At 35.2% G+C, this 15,688-nt stretch carries 13 protein-coding genes and 1 pseudogene; 9 read left to right on the top strand and 5 right to left on the bottom strand.

Annotated elements, in window-relative coordinates:
• Window positions 1-515: 515 nt before the first annotated feature.
• The 3 genes and pseudogenes from psaM to F6K18_RS12535 all read left to right on the top strand — a co-directional run.
• The gene (psaM, locus tag F6K18_RS12525) at window positions 516-611 is read left to right on the top strand and encodes a photosystem I reaction center subunit XII (RefSeq protein ID WP_071525264.1); all 96 of its coding nucleotides are present in this window, start codon (window positions 516-518) and stop codon (window positions 609-611) included.
• Window positions 612-1,056: 445 nt separating this feature from the next.
• A complete protein-coding gene (locus tag F6K18_RS12530) occupies window positions 1,057-1,485 on the top strand; it encodes a hypothetical protein (protein WP_287521184.1) in 429 nt (142 codons plus the stop codon).
• 302 nt (window positions 1,486-1,787) lie between these two features.
• Window positions 1,788-1,931 (top strand): annotated as a pseudogene (locus F6K18_RS12535) (transposase); the annotation flags it as partial.
• Window positions 1,932-2,164: 233 nt separating this feature from the next.
• Here F6K18_RS12535 and ctpA read toward each other — a convergent pair.
• Window positions 2,165-3,403: a carboxyl-terminal processing protease CtpA gene (gene ctpA, locus F6K18_RS12540; RefSeq protein WP_287521187.1), complete on the bottom strand. Its 1,239-nt coding sequence runs from the start codon at window positions 3,401-3,403 to the stop codon at window positions 2,165-2,167.
• A 675-nt stretch (window positions 3,404-4,078) separates the two neighbouring features.
• On the opposite strand from ctpA, the gene petB reads away from it, so the two are divergent.
• The 3 genes from petB to F6K18_RS12555 all read left to right on the top strand — a co-directional run bounded on the left by petB (window position 4,079) and on the right by F6K18_RS12555 (window position 6,005).
• On the top strand, window positions 4,079-4,747 hold the full coding sequence (gene petB, locus F6K18_RS12545) for a cytochrome b6 (RefSeq protein WP_124145008.1): 669 nt from the start codon (window positions 4,079-4,081) through the stop codon (window positions 4,745-4,747).
• A gap of 314 nt (window positions 4,748-5,061) precedes the next feature.
• Entirely contained in the window at window positions 5,062-5,544 is a 483-nt protein-coding gene (gene petD, locus F6K18_RS12550; protein ID WP_124145046.1) for a cytochrome b6-f complex subunit IV, read from the top strand.
• Between the two features lie 236 nt (window positions 5,545-5,780).
• Window positions 5,781-6,005, top strand: coding sequence for a hypothetical protein (locus F6K18_RS12555; protein WP_287521188.1), 225 nt, complete (start codon window positions 5,781-5,783; stop codon window positions 6,003-6,005).
• Between the two features lie 220 nt (window positions 6,006-6,225).
• Here F6K18_RS12555 and F6K18_RS12560 read toward each other — a convergent pair whose 3' ends face one another.
• Window positions 6,226-6,558 (bottom strand): transposase, encoded by a 333-nt coding sequence (locus tag F6K18_RS12560; protein WP_287521190.1) that lies wholly within the window; start codon window positions 6,556-6,558, stop codon window positions 6,226-6,228.
• Between the two features lie 1,100 nt (window positions 6,559-7,658).
• On the opposite strand from F6K18_RS12560, the gene F6K18_RS12565 reads away from it, so the two are divergent.
• Both F6K18_RS12565 and F6K18_RS12570 read left to right on the top strand, forming a co-directional pair.
• Window positions 7,659-8,822 carry a glycosyltransferase family 4 protein gene (locus F6K18_RS12565; protein ID WP_375341319.1) on the top strand — a complete coding sequence of 388 codons (1,164 nt, stop codon included), beginning with the start codon at window positions 7,659-7,661 and terminating at the stop codon, window positions 8,820-8,822.
• A gap of 41 nt (window positions 8,823-8,863) precedes the next feature.
• The gene (locus F6K18_RS12570; protein ID WP_287521192.1) at window positions 8,864-9,259 is read left to right on the top strand and encodes a hypothetical protein; all 396 of its coding nucleotides are present in this window, start codon (window positions 8,864-8,866) and stop codon (window positions 9,257-9,259) included.
• Between the two features lie 715 nt (window positions 9,260-9,974).
• Here the strand turns inward: F6K18_RS12570 and F6K18_RS12575 are convergent.
• The 3 genes from F6K18_RS12575 to F6K18_RS12585 all read right to left on the bottom strand — a co-directional run bounded on the left by F6K18_RS12575 (window position 9,975) and on the right by F6K18_RS12585 (window position 11,794).
• Window positions 9,975-10,487 carry an endonuclease/exonuclease/phosphatase family protein gene (locus F6K18_RS12575; RefSeq protein ID WP_287521193.1) on the bottom strand — a complete coding sequence of 171 codons (513 nt, stop codon included), beginning with the start codon at window positions 10,485-10,487 and terminating at the stop codon, window positions 9,975-9,977.
• A complete protein-coding gene (locus tag F6K18_RS12580) occupies window positions 10,462-10,995 on the bottom strand; it encodes a hypothetical protein (protein WP_287521195.1) in 534 nt (177 codons plus the stop codon). The genes F6K18_RS12575 and F6K18_RS12580 overlap by 26 nt, the downstream gene beginning before the upstream one ends.
• A gap of 220 nt (window positions 10,996-11,215) precedes the next feature.
• Window positions 11,216-11,794, bottom strand: coding sequence for a hypothetical protein (locus F6K18_RS12585; RefSeq protein WP_287521197.1), 579 nt, complete (start codon window positions 11,792-11,794; stop codon window positions 11,216-11,218).
• Window positions 11,795-12,968: 1,174 nt separating this feature from the next.
• On the opposite strand from F6K18_RS12585, the gene purH reads away from it, so the two are divergent.
• Entirely contained in the window at window positions 12,969-14,513 is a 1,545-nt protein-coding gene (purH, locus tag F6K18_RS12590; RefSeq protein WP_287521198.1) for a bifunctional phosphoribosylaminoimidazolecarboxamide formyltransferase/IMP cyclohydrolase, read from the top strand.
• Window positions 14,514-15,688: the final 1,175 nt, after the last annotated feature.

A 15,688-nucleotide genomic window follows, 5' to 3' on the forward strand; every position in this document is an offset into this window, starting at 1 on the left:
CCTCTTGCTCTGTAGTTATGGATCGAACTTCAATCCATAGGAGCAATAAAATGATCGAAAAATTATCAGAATAGAAAAAAAATTAGAGATATTTTGGTTACCAACTTACTCATCATTCGCACAACTTAATCGAAATTCTCTGGAAATTTATTAAGTATGAGTGGATTAAAGTTGGCGAGAGCGAAAACTGTCCAAGCTTTCTTAACTATCTCAAAAAAGTGCTTGACAAAGATTGTCAAGAATATGTAATTAATTTTCTGTAGGTACTTAGTAGTTTGATTAATTTCTATATTCATTCTGGAAAATTATTTTTTTTGTTAATTTTTGTTTACTTATATTAAGAATTTGATGAGATTTTAAGATAAATGCAAACCCTAAAACTAAACAGATGAAACGGTTAGTGCGGAAGAGGAAGAAAAATTAGTGTTTGTTTCAAGTTGTGAATTTGCCAATTACGGGTAAAATATGGAAAATTAACTGCAAAGTACAAATACAAACATTAGGAGTTTTGAACTATGCCTCTATCTGATACTCAAGTATTAGTTGCTCTAGTAATTGCTCTCATCCCAGGAATCTTAGCATTCCGACTCTCAACTGAGTTGTACAAGTAAAATATCGGTCAATTATCAAAATCTAAATCTGTCCTAACAGTTGCTTCTCAAGATACATTCAAATTTTTGCTTTTTAGCAAAACTAAGTATGATTGAGAAGTTACTATAGCAAAAACTGTGGGGACAGATTTTTTATGGAATAGAAATACTCAAAAAATGTTTTTGTTGTGAAAACCAAAGGTAATTAAAATCAAATTCAAATACTAACAAATTATTGATCTGATTTTTCATACTATAGTCTTTTTTGATGAGTTGTGAAATATTGTTAAATCATTTTTTCAACAACAATATTTTTAATTAGCTTTCACCTTTACCTGTTCACACTAATCGCGGTTTACTTAAATATTTAATTTTATTTTGAAATCTTAAATGTAAACTCAATCGATAGATTAATATCTAAATATAAAAATATTATTATAATTGATAAAGCTATCTTGACAAAATTATGCAAGCTACTAAACCTGTAACATTTTCACCAGTTTCTCACAACACTCCTACTCAGGTAAAACCTCAAATATTTTCCAAAAGAATCAAGTCTTCTTATCTAGGAATAACAATTGAAACTACAGTCAAATTATTTACTAATATTGTAATTTCTGTTTTTGTAACATCAGCTTTCTTGAAATTGTGGCCTCATTACCAATCTATTCAAGAAAAGCTACAAGTAATTGAATCTGAAATTGAAGCCACAACTGAAAGACTTAATCAAGAGAAAGCAGATTTTACTCGTTATTTCGATCCTAGTCAGGCCAAAAGTATTATGCAAGAGCAAAGCAACCGAGTAGGCCGTCATCAAATACCGATAATTTGGCTAGAAGATAATGGTGTTAAACCAAATTCAGAATCTACTAGCTCTAATGGAAGAAGTAGTTAGTATAAGCTAGGGCAAAACTTAAGTTAACACCCCTAAAGTACGACTGATAATGGGAGCGATGGGGATTTATAATAGTTTTCACATAGACTACAGTGGCCAAAGTATTTTTCTAGGATCTAGGGACGTTGGATGCAACGTCCCTACCTACCCCCTACTACTCCTCCCTTCCCTTGGGCAAAAAGAATTTTGTAGTCCACTTAAATGAAAATTGCTGTAAACCCCACCAAACCCATTGACATTGACGTTGACGCGCGTGGGTATTAACCTATCAGGAATCAAGATAATTATCTGACAGTGATGGAAACAAAGTAGCTAATCCTAAAAATCTCAACAAGTTGCACAAAAAATTAAGGTTAGCTCAAAAGTCTCTATCTAGGAAAACCTTTGGGTCAAATAATTATCAAAAAGCCCGGTTTAAAGTAGCTAGGATACACGCTAAAATTTAAGATTCAAGAGGAGACTATACCCATAAGTGTGCCTACTCAGCTAATCAGATAAATATAAAATTATAGCCGCTCGAGCTCTTTCAACATTCTCTGATAGTATTTAGAGTTTTGGATTAGGGATACTCTACTTATAATTTGTACAAAACTTTCAGCTTTTTGAAGTAATTATGAATATTATGTCGAAACACAAATTCTGAATATTTCCCCATACTGAAATACTGATAAAAAGTCAATTAGGCTGCATTTGCTAATACAATTTCAGATGCGAGAAGTTCTACTGCTGCTTGATATTGTGTGTCAGCTTCTGTAGTAATTTGGTAAGGCAAAATCGGGTCTTGTTCTACTACAACATCAGGCATAATTCCCTGTTTATTAATATCTGTATGGTTTGGTGTTTCATACTTGGCCACCGTCACGGCCAATCCCGAACCATCAGACAAATCAAACAAAGACTGAATTAATCCTTTGCCAAAAGTTCTTTCACCTACTAACAAAGCACGGCCATTATCCTGAAGAGCACCTGCCAGAATTTCACTAGCACTAGCAGTTCCCTGATTAGTTAATACAACTAACGGAGCATCAGTTATAGCTAGTCCATCAGCAGAAAAACTACCAAGAAATCTTTGTCTATTAACCGTGTAAACAATAGTACCATCATCCAACCATAGACGAGCAATTTCTATGCCAGCTTGTAATAGTCCACCTGGATTATTGCGTAAATCAAGCACATAACCAATAACCCCCTGCTGCTCAAAACTTTCTACTGCCTGGCTGACTTCTGTCGCAGCATTAGCATTAAATTGACTCAGACGAATATAACCAATTTTTCCTGTTTCCGGGCCAGACTTTAATTCAGCATAGACTGGGTTAATTTCAATAGTATCCCTAATTAGTTTAATTTCTTGAGGTTGGTCGTTGCTTTCTGTCAAAATTGTCAATACCACAGAAGAACCAACTGGACCTCGCATTCTATTGGCAGCTTCATCCAAAGTAAATCCAGAAGTTGGTTGACCATCAATTTTGAGGACGCGATCGCGAGGTTGAATACCAGCAGCTTCAGCAGGAGAACCCTCCAGGGGAGAGATGACTATTAGTTCTCCTGTTTGAGGGTCCAAAGCAATTTGTAAACCCACTCCTGTTAATTCTCCAGAGGTATTGACCTGCAAATTATTGTATTGTTCTGGTTTGAGAAGTCTGGTGAAGGGGTCTTCCAGACTTGCCAACATTTCCTGAATGGCATTATAAGTATCGTCTCTGTTCTCCAGGGGTTTCTTAATCAATTTTTGACGTACAAACCACCAATTCTGATGATTGAAAGAATCATCAACATAAGCCAAGTTAACTATCCGCCAAGCTTCGCCCAATAAACTCTGTTCCTCTGTCAGTGCTGATGCAGATGATGTCCAAAATCCACCACTCAGAATCACTGGTAATATTAATAGAAATATAATTCGAATAAATCTTTTTTTCATAAATACAAAAGTTATTGCCTCATAGCATTATTGGGTAAAATTTACAGTATAAATCAAAAATACTTAATATCTCAAACTTTATCAAAGCTGACACGTTAAGATATCAGGAGCTTGGTAGCCCTCTTCTTTTAAGACAGGGTCGAAAAGCGACTCGTGCGGATTTATCCGCAGTATAAAATGATATAATTGAACCAAGCAAATAAGAACAACCATCTACGCTTTGAGGCATTCCTAGTAAGGTGAAATTCCTGGAACAAAGAACCGAACGTACATAGTATGAAACCACTATACGAGCAAGTAACAGCAGGGTGTTGAGCGTATCGTTCCTGACATCGTGATGGGCTCGGAAAGCGTAAAAAATTAACAAGTAAGCGCAATTGCAGTATTGGTAAGTCAATAGTCGTTTTGAGCGTCTAGGGGAATATTTGACTATTCCTTGGAGCACAGAGCGTCAACTTGATGAAATTTATCCACTTATGTTAAATTTTTTAACTGAAGGGTAGACAAGAATGAATATTTATTTCTTAAAGTTAAGGTAGACTTGTCTGTGAATTGCTTTACCAGTTGGTATGATATTTTGTATTGCTGGTTAAAGGTTTGAGGTAAGTATATCTTCCTAACTACCCAGAACCATCGATTAAAAAACAGCAATATTCATCTAGGATTTTTGGCTTCATGTTCACAAAACAGGTAACTGATTCAGCAGCTTATAAGTGGTTCGATGAGCGCTTAGAAGTTCAAGCGCTCGCTGACGATATCTCCAGCAAATATGTCCCACCCCATGTAAATATTTTTTACTGCTTGGGTGGTATTACTTTGGTTTGCTTCCTCATCCAGTTTGCTACTGGGTTTGCTATGACTTTCTACTACAAGCCAACAGTAACAGAAGCACTGGCATCAGTTCAATATATTATGACTGAGGTTAACTTTGGTTGGCTAATTCGTTCTATCCATCGTTGGTCGGCCAGTATGATGGTGCTGATGATGATTCTTCATGTTTTCCGAGTTTATCTCACAGGTGGTTTCAAGAAACCCCGGGAACTTACTTGGGTAACAGGTGTAGTTATGGCTGTAATTACCGTGAGTTTTGGTGTTACAGGTTATTCTCTACCTTGGGACCAAATTGGTTACTGGGCTGTAAAAATTGTGTCTGGTGTACCTGATGCCATTCCATTTGTTGGTCCATTCATTGTAGAACTAATGCGTGGTAGTACAAGTGTTGGTCAAGCAACTTTAACTCGCTTCTACAGTCTTCATACTTTTGTACTACCTTGGCTAATTGCAGTATTTATGTTATTGCATTTCTTAATGATTCGTAAGCAAGGTATCTCTGGACCTTTGTAAGTTAACCTATACGAATCGTGATGATGTAGCTATAGCATAAATCATCAGAAATATTAGGATTAATAGTGGCGGGACAGACCGCCCAATAAAAGTAAAACGCCTGCCCTGAGGTTTACTTAGGGTAAAGACGGAGAAATAAAGCTTCTAGAGATGGTCTGACAGAAATGCAACTTAACTTGTTTGATACGAGTTTATGTGCATCTAGTTATAGAGTCTGTGAAGCAAGAATATCCCACTATAATCTTTTATTTAGTGGTGATAGTGTCAAAAATAATCAAATACTAGCTCTCGGTGATTACGGAGAAAAAAAGATTATGTCCACTTTAAAAAAGCCGGATCTGAGTGATCCTCAATTAAGAGCTAAGTTAGCTAAAGGTATGGGTCACAATTATTACGGTGAACCTGCTTGGCCTAACGACTTACTCTATATATTCCCAGTCGTAATTGTTGGTACATTTGCTTTATGTGTAGGTCTAGCGGTACTAGATCCTGCTATGGTTGGCGAACCAGCAGACCCATTTGCTACACCTCTAGAAATTCTGCCTGAATGGTATTTCTGGCCAGTGTTTCAAATTCTGCGTACTGTACCTAATAAGTTGTTGGGTATTGTAGCAATGGCTTCTATTCCTCTGGGATTAATGTTGGTTCCTTTCATTGAAAGTGTCAATAAGTTTCAAAACCCTTTCCGTCGTCCAGTAGCTACTGCTGTTTTCTTGTTTGGTACAGCAGTAACTCTGTGGTTGGGTATTGGTGCTACTTTACCAATTGAGAAATCCTTGACTTTTGGTCTATTCTAAGACTGAGACTTCTAAAATAAGATTTTACACTCTTTGTTGATTTTCTTGATGAGTACATTTGTAGTTGTGTACTTGTGTGAATTTTCAAGGGGTTTGACCTCTCCCCGCGCTTTTAAGCGCGGGGATTCTAAACTGTTGCTACGATTAGGGGCTAAAGCCAAATCTGGTAGCTTTTTTAGTTTTGGTTTCCCAGATAGGAAATCTGGAGCGCGAGGGTTAAAACTTGCCTACAGACCTTGACTAGGCTTAGATCTAGTTGTGTCTCTACTTTACGTTCACGAAGCGTGCCGAAGGCAAGTATATTCGCTGCACCATTTAAGTCAGCTTTGACCCACAAACCTTTACCAGTGTGGTATATCCCACGTTTAACTCGTTTCCCTGATGGTTTCCAACGGCTGTCGCTACAACGGGGGGAACCCCGCAATGCGCTGACTCCCCTTCAGGTTTTTCACCGAAAGTAGGTAGAAAATCGCCATCTAGAAAACTAGCCTTGCTGGTATATGACTCTTCAGTTTCAACAAACTTAATCCCATACTCAAGGCACAGTTGTTTAACTCATTCTTTAAGTTTAGCTGTGGGAATTTGTACGAATGATTGTGTTGTTTTACCTAGCTTAGACTCTACTATTAACTGAAAAGCATTTTATATTTATTTGGCTAAATTTAGGTTTCATAGCTTGATTCACCAACGCCCCATTTTTGCAGCTTTATTAACTGCATCTCTCATCTGGCGATTACGTTTTTCTGTGATGTGGGCTAATTGCTCATCCGAATAACCCTGGGGTTTGCCCTCTTTGAGAGTGGAAACCCGTTTATTATACCACTGGTTAAGGCTTTTAACCTTACGCCCATCAATCATCAAGCTAGTACCAACGTTAGAAACGCAACTTAACCAATTATTAATTCCGGAGTCTACACCCAAGACGTTCTTAGGGTTTAACTTGTGTTGAATTACAATCTCTTTTTGATCAACAAACTCAGCATAAAAACACTGATTGTGTGGTAGTATTCTCAATTGTTTGATATCTGAAAACTGTAGACTTAGATGGCATGGGTATCAAAAAACTGTCTAATTTAAATCATCATTTTACAGTTCCAGAGGCATTCTTATGTTATCCTCAACAATTCTTAAAGCTTGCTTGGGATAAGTCACCATTGCTAAACCATCTTTTTTACGATAGCTAGGAACCCTTGGTTTAAAATGCAGATTGCCTTTTTTGTATTTTTTGTCTAACTCCTTAAATTACTTAAAAGATTCAGCGACAGACCTTAGTATTTGCTGTGCTGCCTGTGAATGCAAAACTTGATAATATTTATTTGATTTGTACTCTTTTTCTAGGTCATACTTACCAATTATTTTCTTAGCTTTAAAAAACAATTGACGGCCATAATAAATACCACAATTGGTTAGCTTGTGGGATTGAGAACAAATAAACTCAAGAATTGATTTTAAGTCATAATCGGGCTTGATTAGATTTTGCTGACAGCCATACAAATAAATCACCTCCTTAATTTAATATATATTATGAATTATCTCATTTTTATGTATTTGTAATGTTAAGATTATGTGGATACTGCGGGATTTGTCTCCCAGTATCCGTTTTCATCCCCTCTCTAAAGGGTAGGGACTTTCAAAGTTCCGCTAGTTCTTTTGTAAAAGTTTTTTGGGGTTGCACATTATGGAATAATCTGGCCAAAAATTGGTTGATCCTTTGACGAAAAAAACCTAATATTAATTGTTATAGCAATTCTCAAATATACAATTCTTTTTATCAAAAATATCAAAGAATTCATCAATCTATATCACTATTTTCAACAGGCTTATTTGTTTAAGTAAAATATGTTTAAAAAGCTTGATTTTTCATTTTTTACTCTCAAAATATTTAGGGTTTTTAGGAAAAAAATTATTACTGGCATAGGTCGATCATTGTGGAACGCCTTTTTTTGAGTTGTAATTGTAATATGATCGCCAAAAGTTAGATAAATTATAATTTATAGTTTATATTAATTATCATTAATTATCCCTGGTCAAAAGTTACATATAATTGGCTTTTACGAGGTTGTGCTATAAATAGTATCTAGAGGTGCTTGGAAATAAAAAATATAAATAATAATGTGGAGATTAAGTTGGCTAACAAGATTAATCAAAAAAAAGGAAATACATTTGTTTTTCTGGAAATTTTATCTCGTGAAGGTGGCATTCAATCTTATGTTAGAGATATTTTCCAGGCTTACCAAGACCTAACAAATTCTACAAATGCTTCTGATTCGGTTCTAGATACTGATATATTATTACTGAGAGATGGATTAGAATGTGAAAATCCCTATCAGTCGAAGAATATAAAATTCTATTATTTAAAAACTCAGCCTCTTTGGTTAGGGCGTTTTAGGTTAGCAGCAAAATTATTATGGTGTTTGCTGAAAAAACAACCTCAACAAGTTTTTTGTGGTCATATTAATTTAGCTCCCTTAGTTCAAATTTTGTGTGTACCTCTCGGCATTCCCTACACAGTTTTGACTTATGGTAAGGAAGTGTGGGAACCACTACCAAATAAATATCAACAGGCATTAAAACAAGCAGCTCGTATTTTAACTATTAGTCGTTATAGTCGCGATCGCTGTTGTGAAAATAATCATCTAGACCAAGAAAAGTTTCAATTGTTACCTTGTATGGTAGATGAGAATACTTTTATTCCTCAGCCTAAACCGAAAGATTTGATTGAGCGTTACAACCTGGAAGGGGCAAAGGTGTTAATGACTGTCGCTAGACTTTGGTCAGGAGACCCCTATAAAGGTGTTGATGTTACTATCCGTGCCCTTTCTAAGATACTACAAATATTCCCAGAAGTAAAGTATTTAGTCATTGGAAGAGGAGACGACCAACCTCGGTTAGCCAAGTTAGCTCAAGATTTAGGGGTGGAGAAACAAGTTATATTTGCTGGGTTTGTGCCTACAGAAGATTTGGTCAGACATTATCAAGTAGCTGATGCTTATGTGATGCCTTCTCAGGAAGGATTCGGTATAGTTTATTTAGAAGCAATGGCCTGTGGAATACCAGTATTATCAGGTGATGCAGATGGATCGGCAGACCCTTTACAGGATGGAAAATTAGGATGGCGCGTACCCTATAGAGATCCAGAAGCAGTAGCTAATGCTTGCATTGAGATGTTGAAGGGAGAGGACCAAAGGTCTGATGGTAATTGGTTGCGAGAAGAAAGCGTAAAAGTGTTTGGTAGGGTTGCTTTTACTAAAAGGGTCGAACAACTTTTAGATTTGTGATTACGATATAAGTAAGGATGGATATTTAAGGAGATAATGAAGTGAATCAAGGCAATTCAAAAGTATTTCAATTAACACTGGCCAGTATTGGTAATTGGATAATTGTTTTAGCTGTTGTTTGGCTTTTAGGGTCTATAGGATTAGGATGGTTAGTTAATTCTGTTTTGATATTGATTGGTTTTATATTGATTACACCTATAATTGCATTTATTGGGTTACGTTGGTGGTTGAATCGCAATTTAATTATAGATAAATGTCCTGTTTGTAGTTATGAATTTACTGCTTTAAATCAGACTCAATTTCAATGTCCTAGTTGTGGAGAACCACTTAAGGTTGAAGGGGGTAATTTTAGTAGGTTAACTCCTCCTGGTACTATTGATGTCTCTGCGGTGGAGATTAATGCACAACAAATTGAAGAGTATCGGTCAAAAAATTGATTTATTTGAGATTAATTTGATAGTGGAGCCAAGTTAAACAATTAATAATTAATTATTAACAATTACCTATCCTTTAAAAGAAGAGGATTGAAGCTTAAGTAAAATTTTTTCTTTTTTCTCCTTTAAAGAAGAGGCTTTAAACTTTAATTATTCGGTAGAAAATTTTCTCTGAAAGAAAAACATAAGATCTTGGTTAACTAAAATATACTTACTTTCTTTGAGTTAGTTTTGAAAATTAACATTGAGATTTTTTTTAGCTAAATTTATTTTATTTCTAGAGATAGATTCTAGTTAGTCTTGTCAAAGTAGTGATATTAGTTGGCACATATCCTTAGTTATTAAGAACTAATCTACAAAGACCGCTACTTAATTTAATACAAAATGAGCGAGACAAAATGAAAGAGGCAATACTGACTTAAGATGGTAAGTTAATAGCTTTTTATTCTGGTTTAACTAATGCTAATTTGCTATGACATCAATAAAAATTTAATTTAGATAATGAATATAAGCTTTGATGTATTGTAGGAAAAATTCATTGGAAACGGAGCAGAAAACTGAACCTTATATCATGTCCGGTTGAATATTTATAAATAAATAAATGATTAGGGAGTAGAGAGTAGAGACTAGAGAGTAGAGAGTAGGGAGCAAAAAGAGATTTGCGATCGCTAGTGAAAGGATAGTTTTTTTGATAACTAATTATCTGGGCATGATATTATTAATTTCCTGATTTACTAATAAATAAATCTGTAATTAAAGGGAGATGATCTGAACCTAAATTTAAACCTGAATTAGCTCTGGTCTTAACGTTTACAACTTTAATTTCTGAACTGATTAAACAATGATCTATGGGAATTTGAAAAAATCTAGATAAAATATACAAGAGTACAGAGTTATTAAATCTTGCAGGCCAAGTGGGAATAATACCAAAGCCTAAACGACTATTTCTTAATCCAGTTTCTTGTTCTAATTTTTGATAATAAGGAGACCACATAGTTATATTCAAATCTCCTGCAAGAATAACTGAATGATTTAATTGTTGAATATATTTGCCAAGTGCTTTTAAAATTTGATTGCGTTGTTTAAAAGTGCTTCTATATATAGGAACAGTAGGATGAGTTGCTATTAAATCAATGGTTTGTTGATTAATGTTGAAGTTGGTAATAATAGTAGGTTTGTTGGGAGCAAAAAATTCTATTGAGTAATTATTGAGAGGAAATTTGCTGTACATGAAGTACCACAGTATCCCGGTTACCAGTAGCAGCGGCACTGGGAGAGCAACCACGACACCGAGCTACATATTTCCCTGTATTCTTGAGACCATAGTTGCCATTAGGCAGTAATTCAGGAGTAAATTGAGCGTTAGGGCTATTTGGATTGTTGTGATTAATAACTAGAAAGTCAGGGGATGTACCACCTTTGATACAGCCATTACACCGACCTATATATTTGCCATTGTCTGACTTAAGGGCAATTTTCCCACCACCAACTGGAACAACTATGAAATGAGTCTGAGGACCAGAATATTGCTTGTGTAGTACCACAGTATCAGGAATAGGAGTAGAACCCAAAGTTTCTTGGCAACCTCTACATCGAGCCATAAATGTTCCAGTGTCAGCAACTTGCAAAGCTACTTTTCCTCTGGGAAATGAGCTGTCTTGGCTTTGTGCTAATGGTGCAGTTAAAGTTAGAGGTCCAATAGCTGCGAGAGTTAATGCTAATCTAAACCACTTTTTCATTTTTGTATACTTCGTTATAAATAAAATGTTGAAAAAAAAATCAATACTGTGGATAAATAAAAAAAACTATATTCACAGTATCATCATTTTTTGCATTATCCAAAATTCTATTTTGGTGGAGGAAATTTTAGAGGGCAGGTTTATTCAAATGCTAGATATTAATTTGAACTAGAACCCACTCCTACTATGATTAATTATAGATACTTTCTTTTTCAAGACTCTATCTGATAGGAATTACTTTCCATTGTGCATTAGCTCTACCTGCTGGATTACCACCATGAACTGTCACAGTATCCTGTGTAACACCCCTCTCCAGAGCAGTGGGAGAACAACCATTACACCTAGCTACATATTGACCTGAGTTAGACTTGAGAGCGTAGTTGCCACTAGGCAGTAACTCTGGTGTAAATTGAACGTTAGGGTTATTTGGGTTGTCGTGAAAAATAACTAGAAAGTCAGGAACTGCACCATCTACAATACAGCCATTGCACCTAGCTACATATTTTCCAATGTCTGACTTAAGGGCAATTTTCCCACCACTAACAGGAACAACTATGAACTGAGCATGACCAACATTGTATCCGTCTCGAAGTGTCACAGTGTCAGGAATAGGAGTAGAACCCAAAGTTTCTTGGCAACCTCTACACCGAGCCATAAATGTTCCAGTGTCAGCAACTTGCAAAGCTACTTTTCCTCTGGGAAATGAGCTGTCTTGGCTTTGTGCTAATGGTGCAGTTAAAGTTAGAGGTCCAATAGCTGCAGCTGCCAGGGTTAATACTAACGTAAACCATTTTTTCATTCTTTGTATACTCCCTTACTTTTTGTGTTGAAAAAAAAATCAACTTAATGAGTAAGCAACTACCAATAACATTACTATATCATAATATTTCACTTTAGGATAAAATTTCGTTGAAGTTTTTTGTAAGAGCTTTCATAAATGATTTTTTTTAGCACTGATTTATTAGCACTAATTAATATAGATTTGATATTAATTTTGACTACTCCCTCCCGTTAAATCGGAGCACTTTCAGGGTTTTATTTAGCGACAAGTCTAATAATTAAAAGTATGAGCTTTTACTAATACTTTTAATTCTGGGAAATATCTCAATGTCAAATTCCTCTCTCAAGATAATAAAGTTAATAGCTGAATGCTGACGTTTATTTTCCTATCTAATGCTAAGGTTAACTGATAGGTTTATACCTATACCTAGATTTTTTTAATTATTTGAAATATCTCAATATAGTAATCTTATTTCAATAGACATCTCCAGATAAAGAGGGAACAGGGAACAGGGAACAGGGAACAGGGAACAGGGAACAGGGAACAGGGAAGAATAATTGATAATTTATGGGTAATAATTGATTTGATTTTTTATTTTTGGAGATGTCTAATTATAATATTTGGTGGTAGGTAGGTGTCAGCAAACTGCCGTTTGTTAACGTAGAGCTGCCGCTAAGGTCTGTACAGGAGTTAGGAGTCATAATTTACTCATGTTTGGAGTCAATATTAACTATTATAAAAATTTTTATAAATCATTTAAGATTGCTATATTAATTGTAAGCATTCAGCTATTAGCAGTCAGCTATCAGCTTTTTAATAGACATCTCCACCATGCATAGGGAGTAGGGAGTAGGGGGGAAATAATTGATAATTTATGTGGAATAATTGATTTGATTTTTTATTACTGGAGATGTCTAATGAATAAAGCAAGCATTCATTTAACTTCTACTACATTCTCAACCAGACATTCGTACTCTGAAGCTTTGATAAAATAGGTTTTTTTTCTGCTTTAAAGGTAATCAAGCTGATAGCTGAAGGCTGACTATTAATTCTTCCTTTAAAGCTAATAAAGCTGATAGCTGAATGCTTACTATCTGACAAAAATATTAAAATAATCTGGAGAGTTTGAAGATTATAATTTTAATTATTAAAATATAAACTGTTAGTTTTCCTCTATCAGGATTAGAAACAAATGGCACGTTTAGCATTACTCAGCACATCAGATAAAACAGGTATCATTGATTTAGCAAAAAGTATAATTACAGAATTTGACTATGAAATAATTAGTAGTGGCGGTACTGCTAAAACTCTGAAAGAAGCAGGAATTTCTGTAACAAAAGTATCTGACTATACGGGATTTCCAGAAATTCTTGGAGGTAGAGTTAAAACATTACATCCTCGGATTCATGGAGGTATATTAGCAAGAAGAGATTTAGAGCAACATATAGAAGACTTAAATGCTAATAATATTCGACCTATTGATTTAGTTGTAGTTAATTTATACCCCTTTGAACAAACAATTTCTCAACCAGGAGTTACCCTAGCAGAAGCAATTGAAAAAATTGATATTGGCGGACCAGCAATGTTAAGAGCATCGGCTAAAAATTTTTCTCATCTAACAGTTTTATGTAACCCTAATCAATATAATTCTTATTTGGAAGAACTACGGAAAAATGGAGGGGAAGTATCCTTAGAATTTCGTCAAAAATGTGCCTTAGCAGGATTTAAACATACCGCAACTTACGACCAGGCGATCGCTACTTATTTACAAGAGCAAGAAACAACTTCTGAACAGGAAAAAGAAACATTTTTACTCTCTGGTAAAAATATTAAATCTCTGCGTTATGGAGAAAATCCTCATCAATCTGCTACTTGGTATCAAAGCGGAATTATTCCTAGTGGGTGGGCGGCAAGTAAAATTCTTCAAGGTAAAGAATTAAGTTATAACAATTTAGTAGATTTAGAGGCAGCAAGACGTATTATTACGGAATTTTCTGATGCTCCGACTGTGGCAATTCTTAAACATACAAATCCTTGTGGAATTGCAATTAGTGAAACTCTTTTGGAGGCTTATGAAAAAGCTTTTGCTGGAGATTCGGTTTCTGCTTTTGGGGGAATTGTTGCTTTGAATAAATCTATTGATGCTCCTACTGCGACTGCTATGACTAAGACATTTTTAGAGTGTGTAGTTGCTCCGGGATGCGAACCAGAAGCGGAGGAAATTTTTCAGAAAAAATCTAAATTAAGAGTGTTAATTTCACCTGATTTAAAACAGAGTCCGTCGGAAACTATAAAGGTAATTGCTGGTGGTTTTTTAGTGCAAGCTCCTGATGATGCAGTAGAAAGTTCTAGTGATTGGAAAGTTGTTACTGAAAAACAACCGACTGCCGAACAAATGGAGGAATTAATGTTTGCTTGGAAGGTGGTAAAGCATGTTAAATCTAATGCTATTGTGGTGACTAAAAATTTGGCAACTGCTGGTATTGGTGCTGGTCAAATGAATCGAGTTGGGGCAGTAAAAATTGCTTTGGAGCAAGCAGGAGAAAAGGCTATTGGAGGAGTATTAGCTAGTGATGCTTTTTTCCCTTTTGATGATTCGGTAAAAACAGCAGCAGCAGCAGGAATAACTGCTATTATTCAACCAGGTGGTAGTGTGCGAGATAAAGATTCTATTGCTGCTGCAAATGAGTTAGGTTTGGTAATGATACTAACTGGAATGCGTCATTTTTTACATTAGAAAATGAATTATAAGTCTAAGCATTTCCTGCAGAATGCTGCGCAACCAGCTATTGTTCAATAATTGATAATTGATAATGGATAATTGATAATTACCTCTCCCTAAAAGGAAGAGGATTGAATAAAAGGAAAATTTTTTCTTGTTTCTCCTTTAAAGGAAGGGATTTTTACCTTAATTATTCGGTAATTAATAATTGCTTTTAAGGTTTGGGAAGGGGACTTTAGCAGTAACTCTTTATTCTTTCTCAATTTCAAAGATTGCTTTTAGTCATAGCCAAAATTAATGGCTGATAGCTAATAGCTGACGGCTAAATACTTACTTATAAGTAAAAGTAAGATGGGTAAGTTTTGACAATGAGCTATGAATAATTAATAATTACCTTTCCTGAAAAGCAGATGATTGACTAAAAGGATTTTTTTCTTTGTTTTTTCTTGATGCGTAGAGGTTTTATAGCAATTTAATGTATAGCAGTTGAAGGAAAGGTTAGGATATATCAAAAGCTGAAAATTCAGACAAGTAAGATTTTTCCTTATTCCTTCTTCCTTCTGTTATTAAAGTTGCACAGAATAAACTTAAGTAGAGTCTGGTGAATTATTACTACTTTTTTTGATTATTCATCCCTTAATTTTCAGATAGTCTAAACAACTTAAATAAAACTGGTATCTGAGTAGAGTCTGTGAAAAAATTCTTGTTAATTGTTTTTCTAGGAATTGATGGCAATGATACTGTAAGTTATTTGAAATATAAATAGTCTATGACCAAAAAATTAGGTTTTAAGCCTCCTATTTAAAGGGGATAAAAGCGGTTGAGGGATGGCGAGGTCCCCTCACCATATCCAATCAACCAAGACAGCGGTCGATATTCGGAGCTTCCCGTAGGGTGGGATGGTGAGACAACCTCGCTATATCCAATCGACCAAGAGAAAGAAAATTCAGTATTTAAAGCCTCCTACTTCAGTAGGAGATATATAAACATTCAGCCGTAAGCTATTAGCTATCAGCTACTAATTTTGGCGAAGGTAAAAGCAACTTTTGAAATTTAGAAAGAATAAAAAGTTACTGCTAAAGTCCTTGGACTAAACCTTAGAAGTAATTATTCATTACTAATTGCTGAATGGGAGCGCATTTTAAAGGAATAGCTGACTGCTAATAGCTGTTTGCGCAGCATTCCGCAGG

The organism is Okeania sp. SIO2C2, assembly GCF_010692625.1.
In the GTDB taxonomy this organism is placed as follows: Bacteria; Cyanobacteriota; Cyanobacteriia; order Cyanobacteriales; family Microcoleaceae; genus Okeania; species Okeania hirsuta.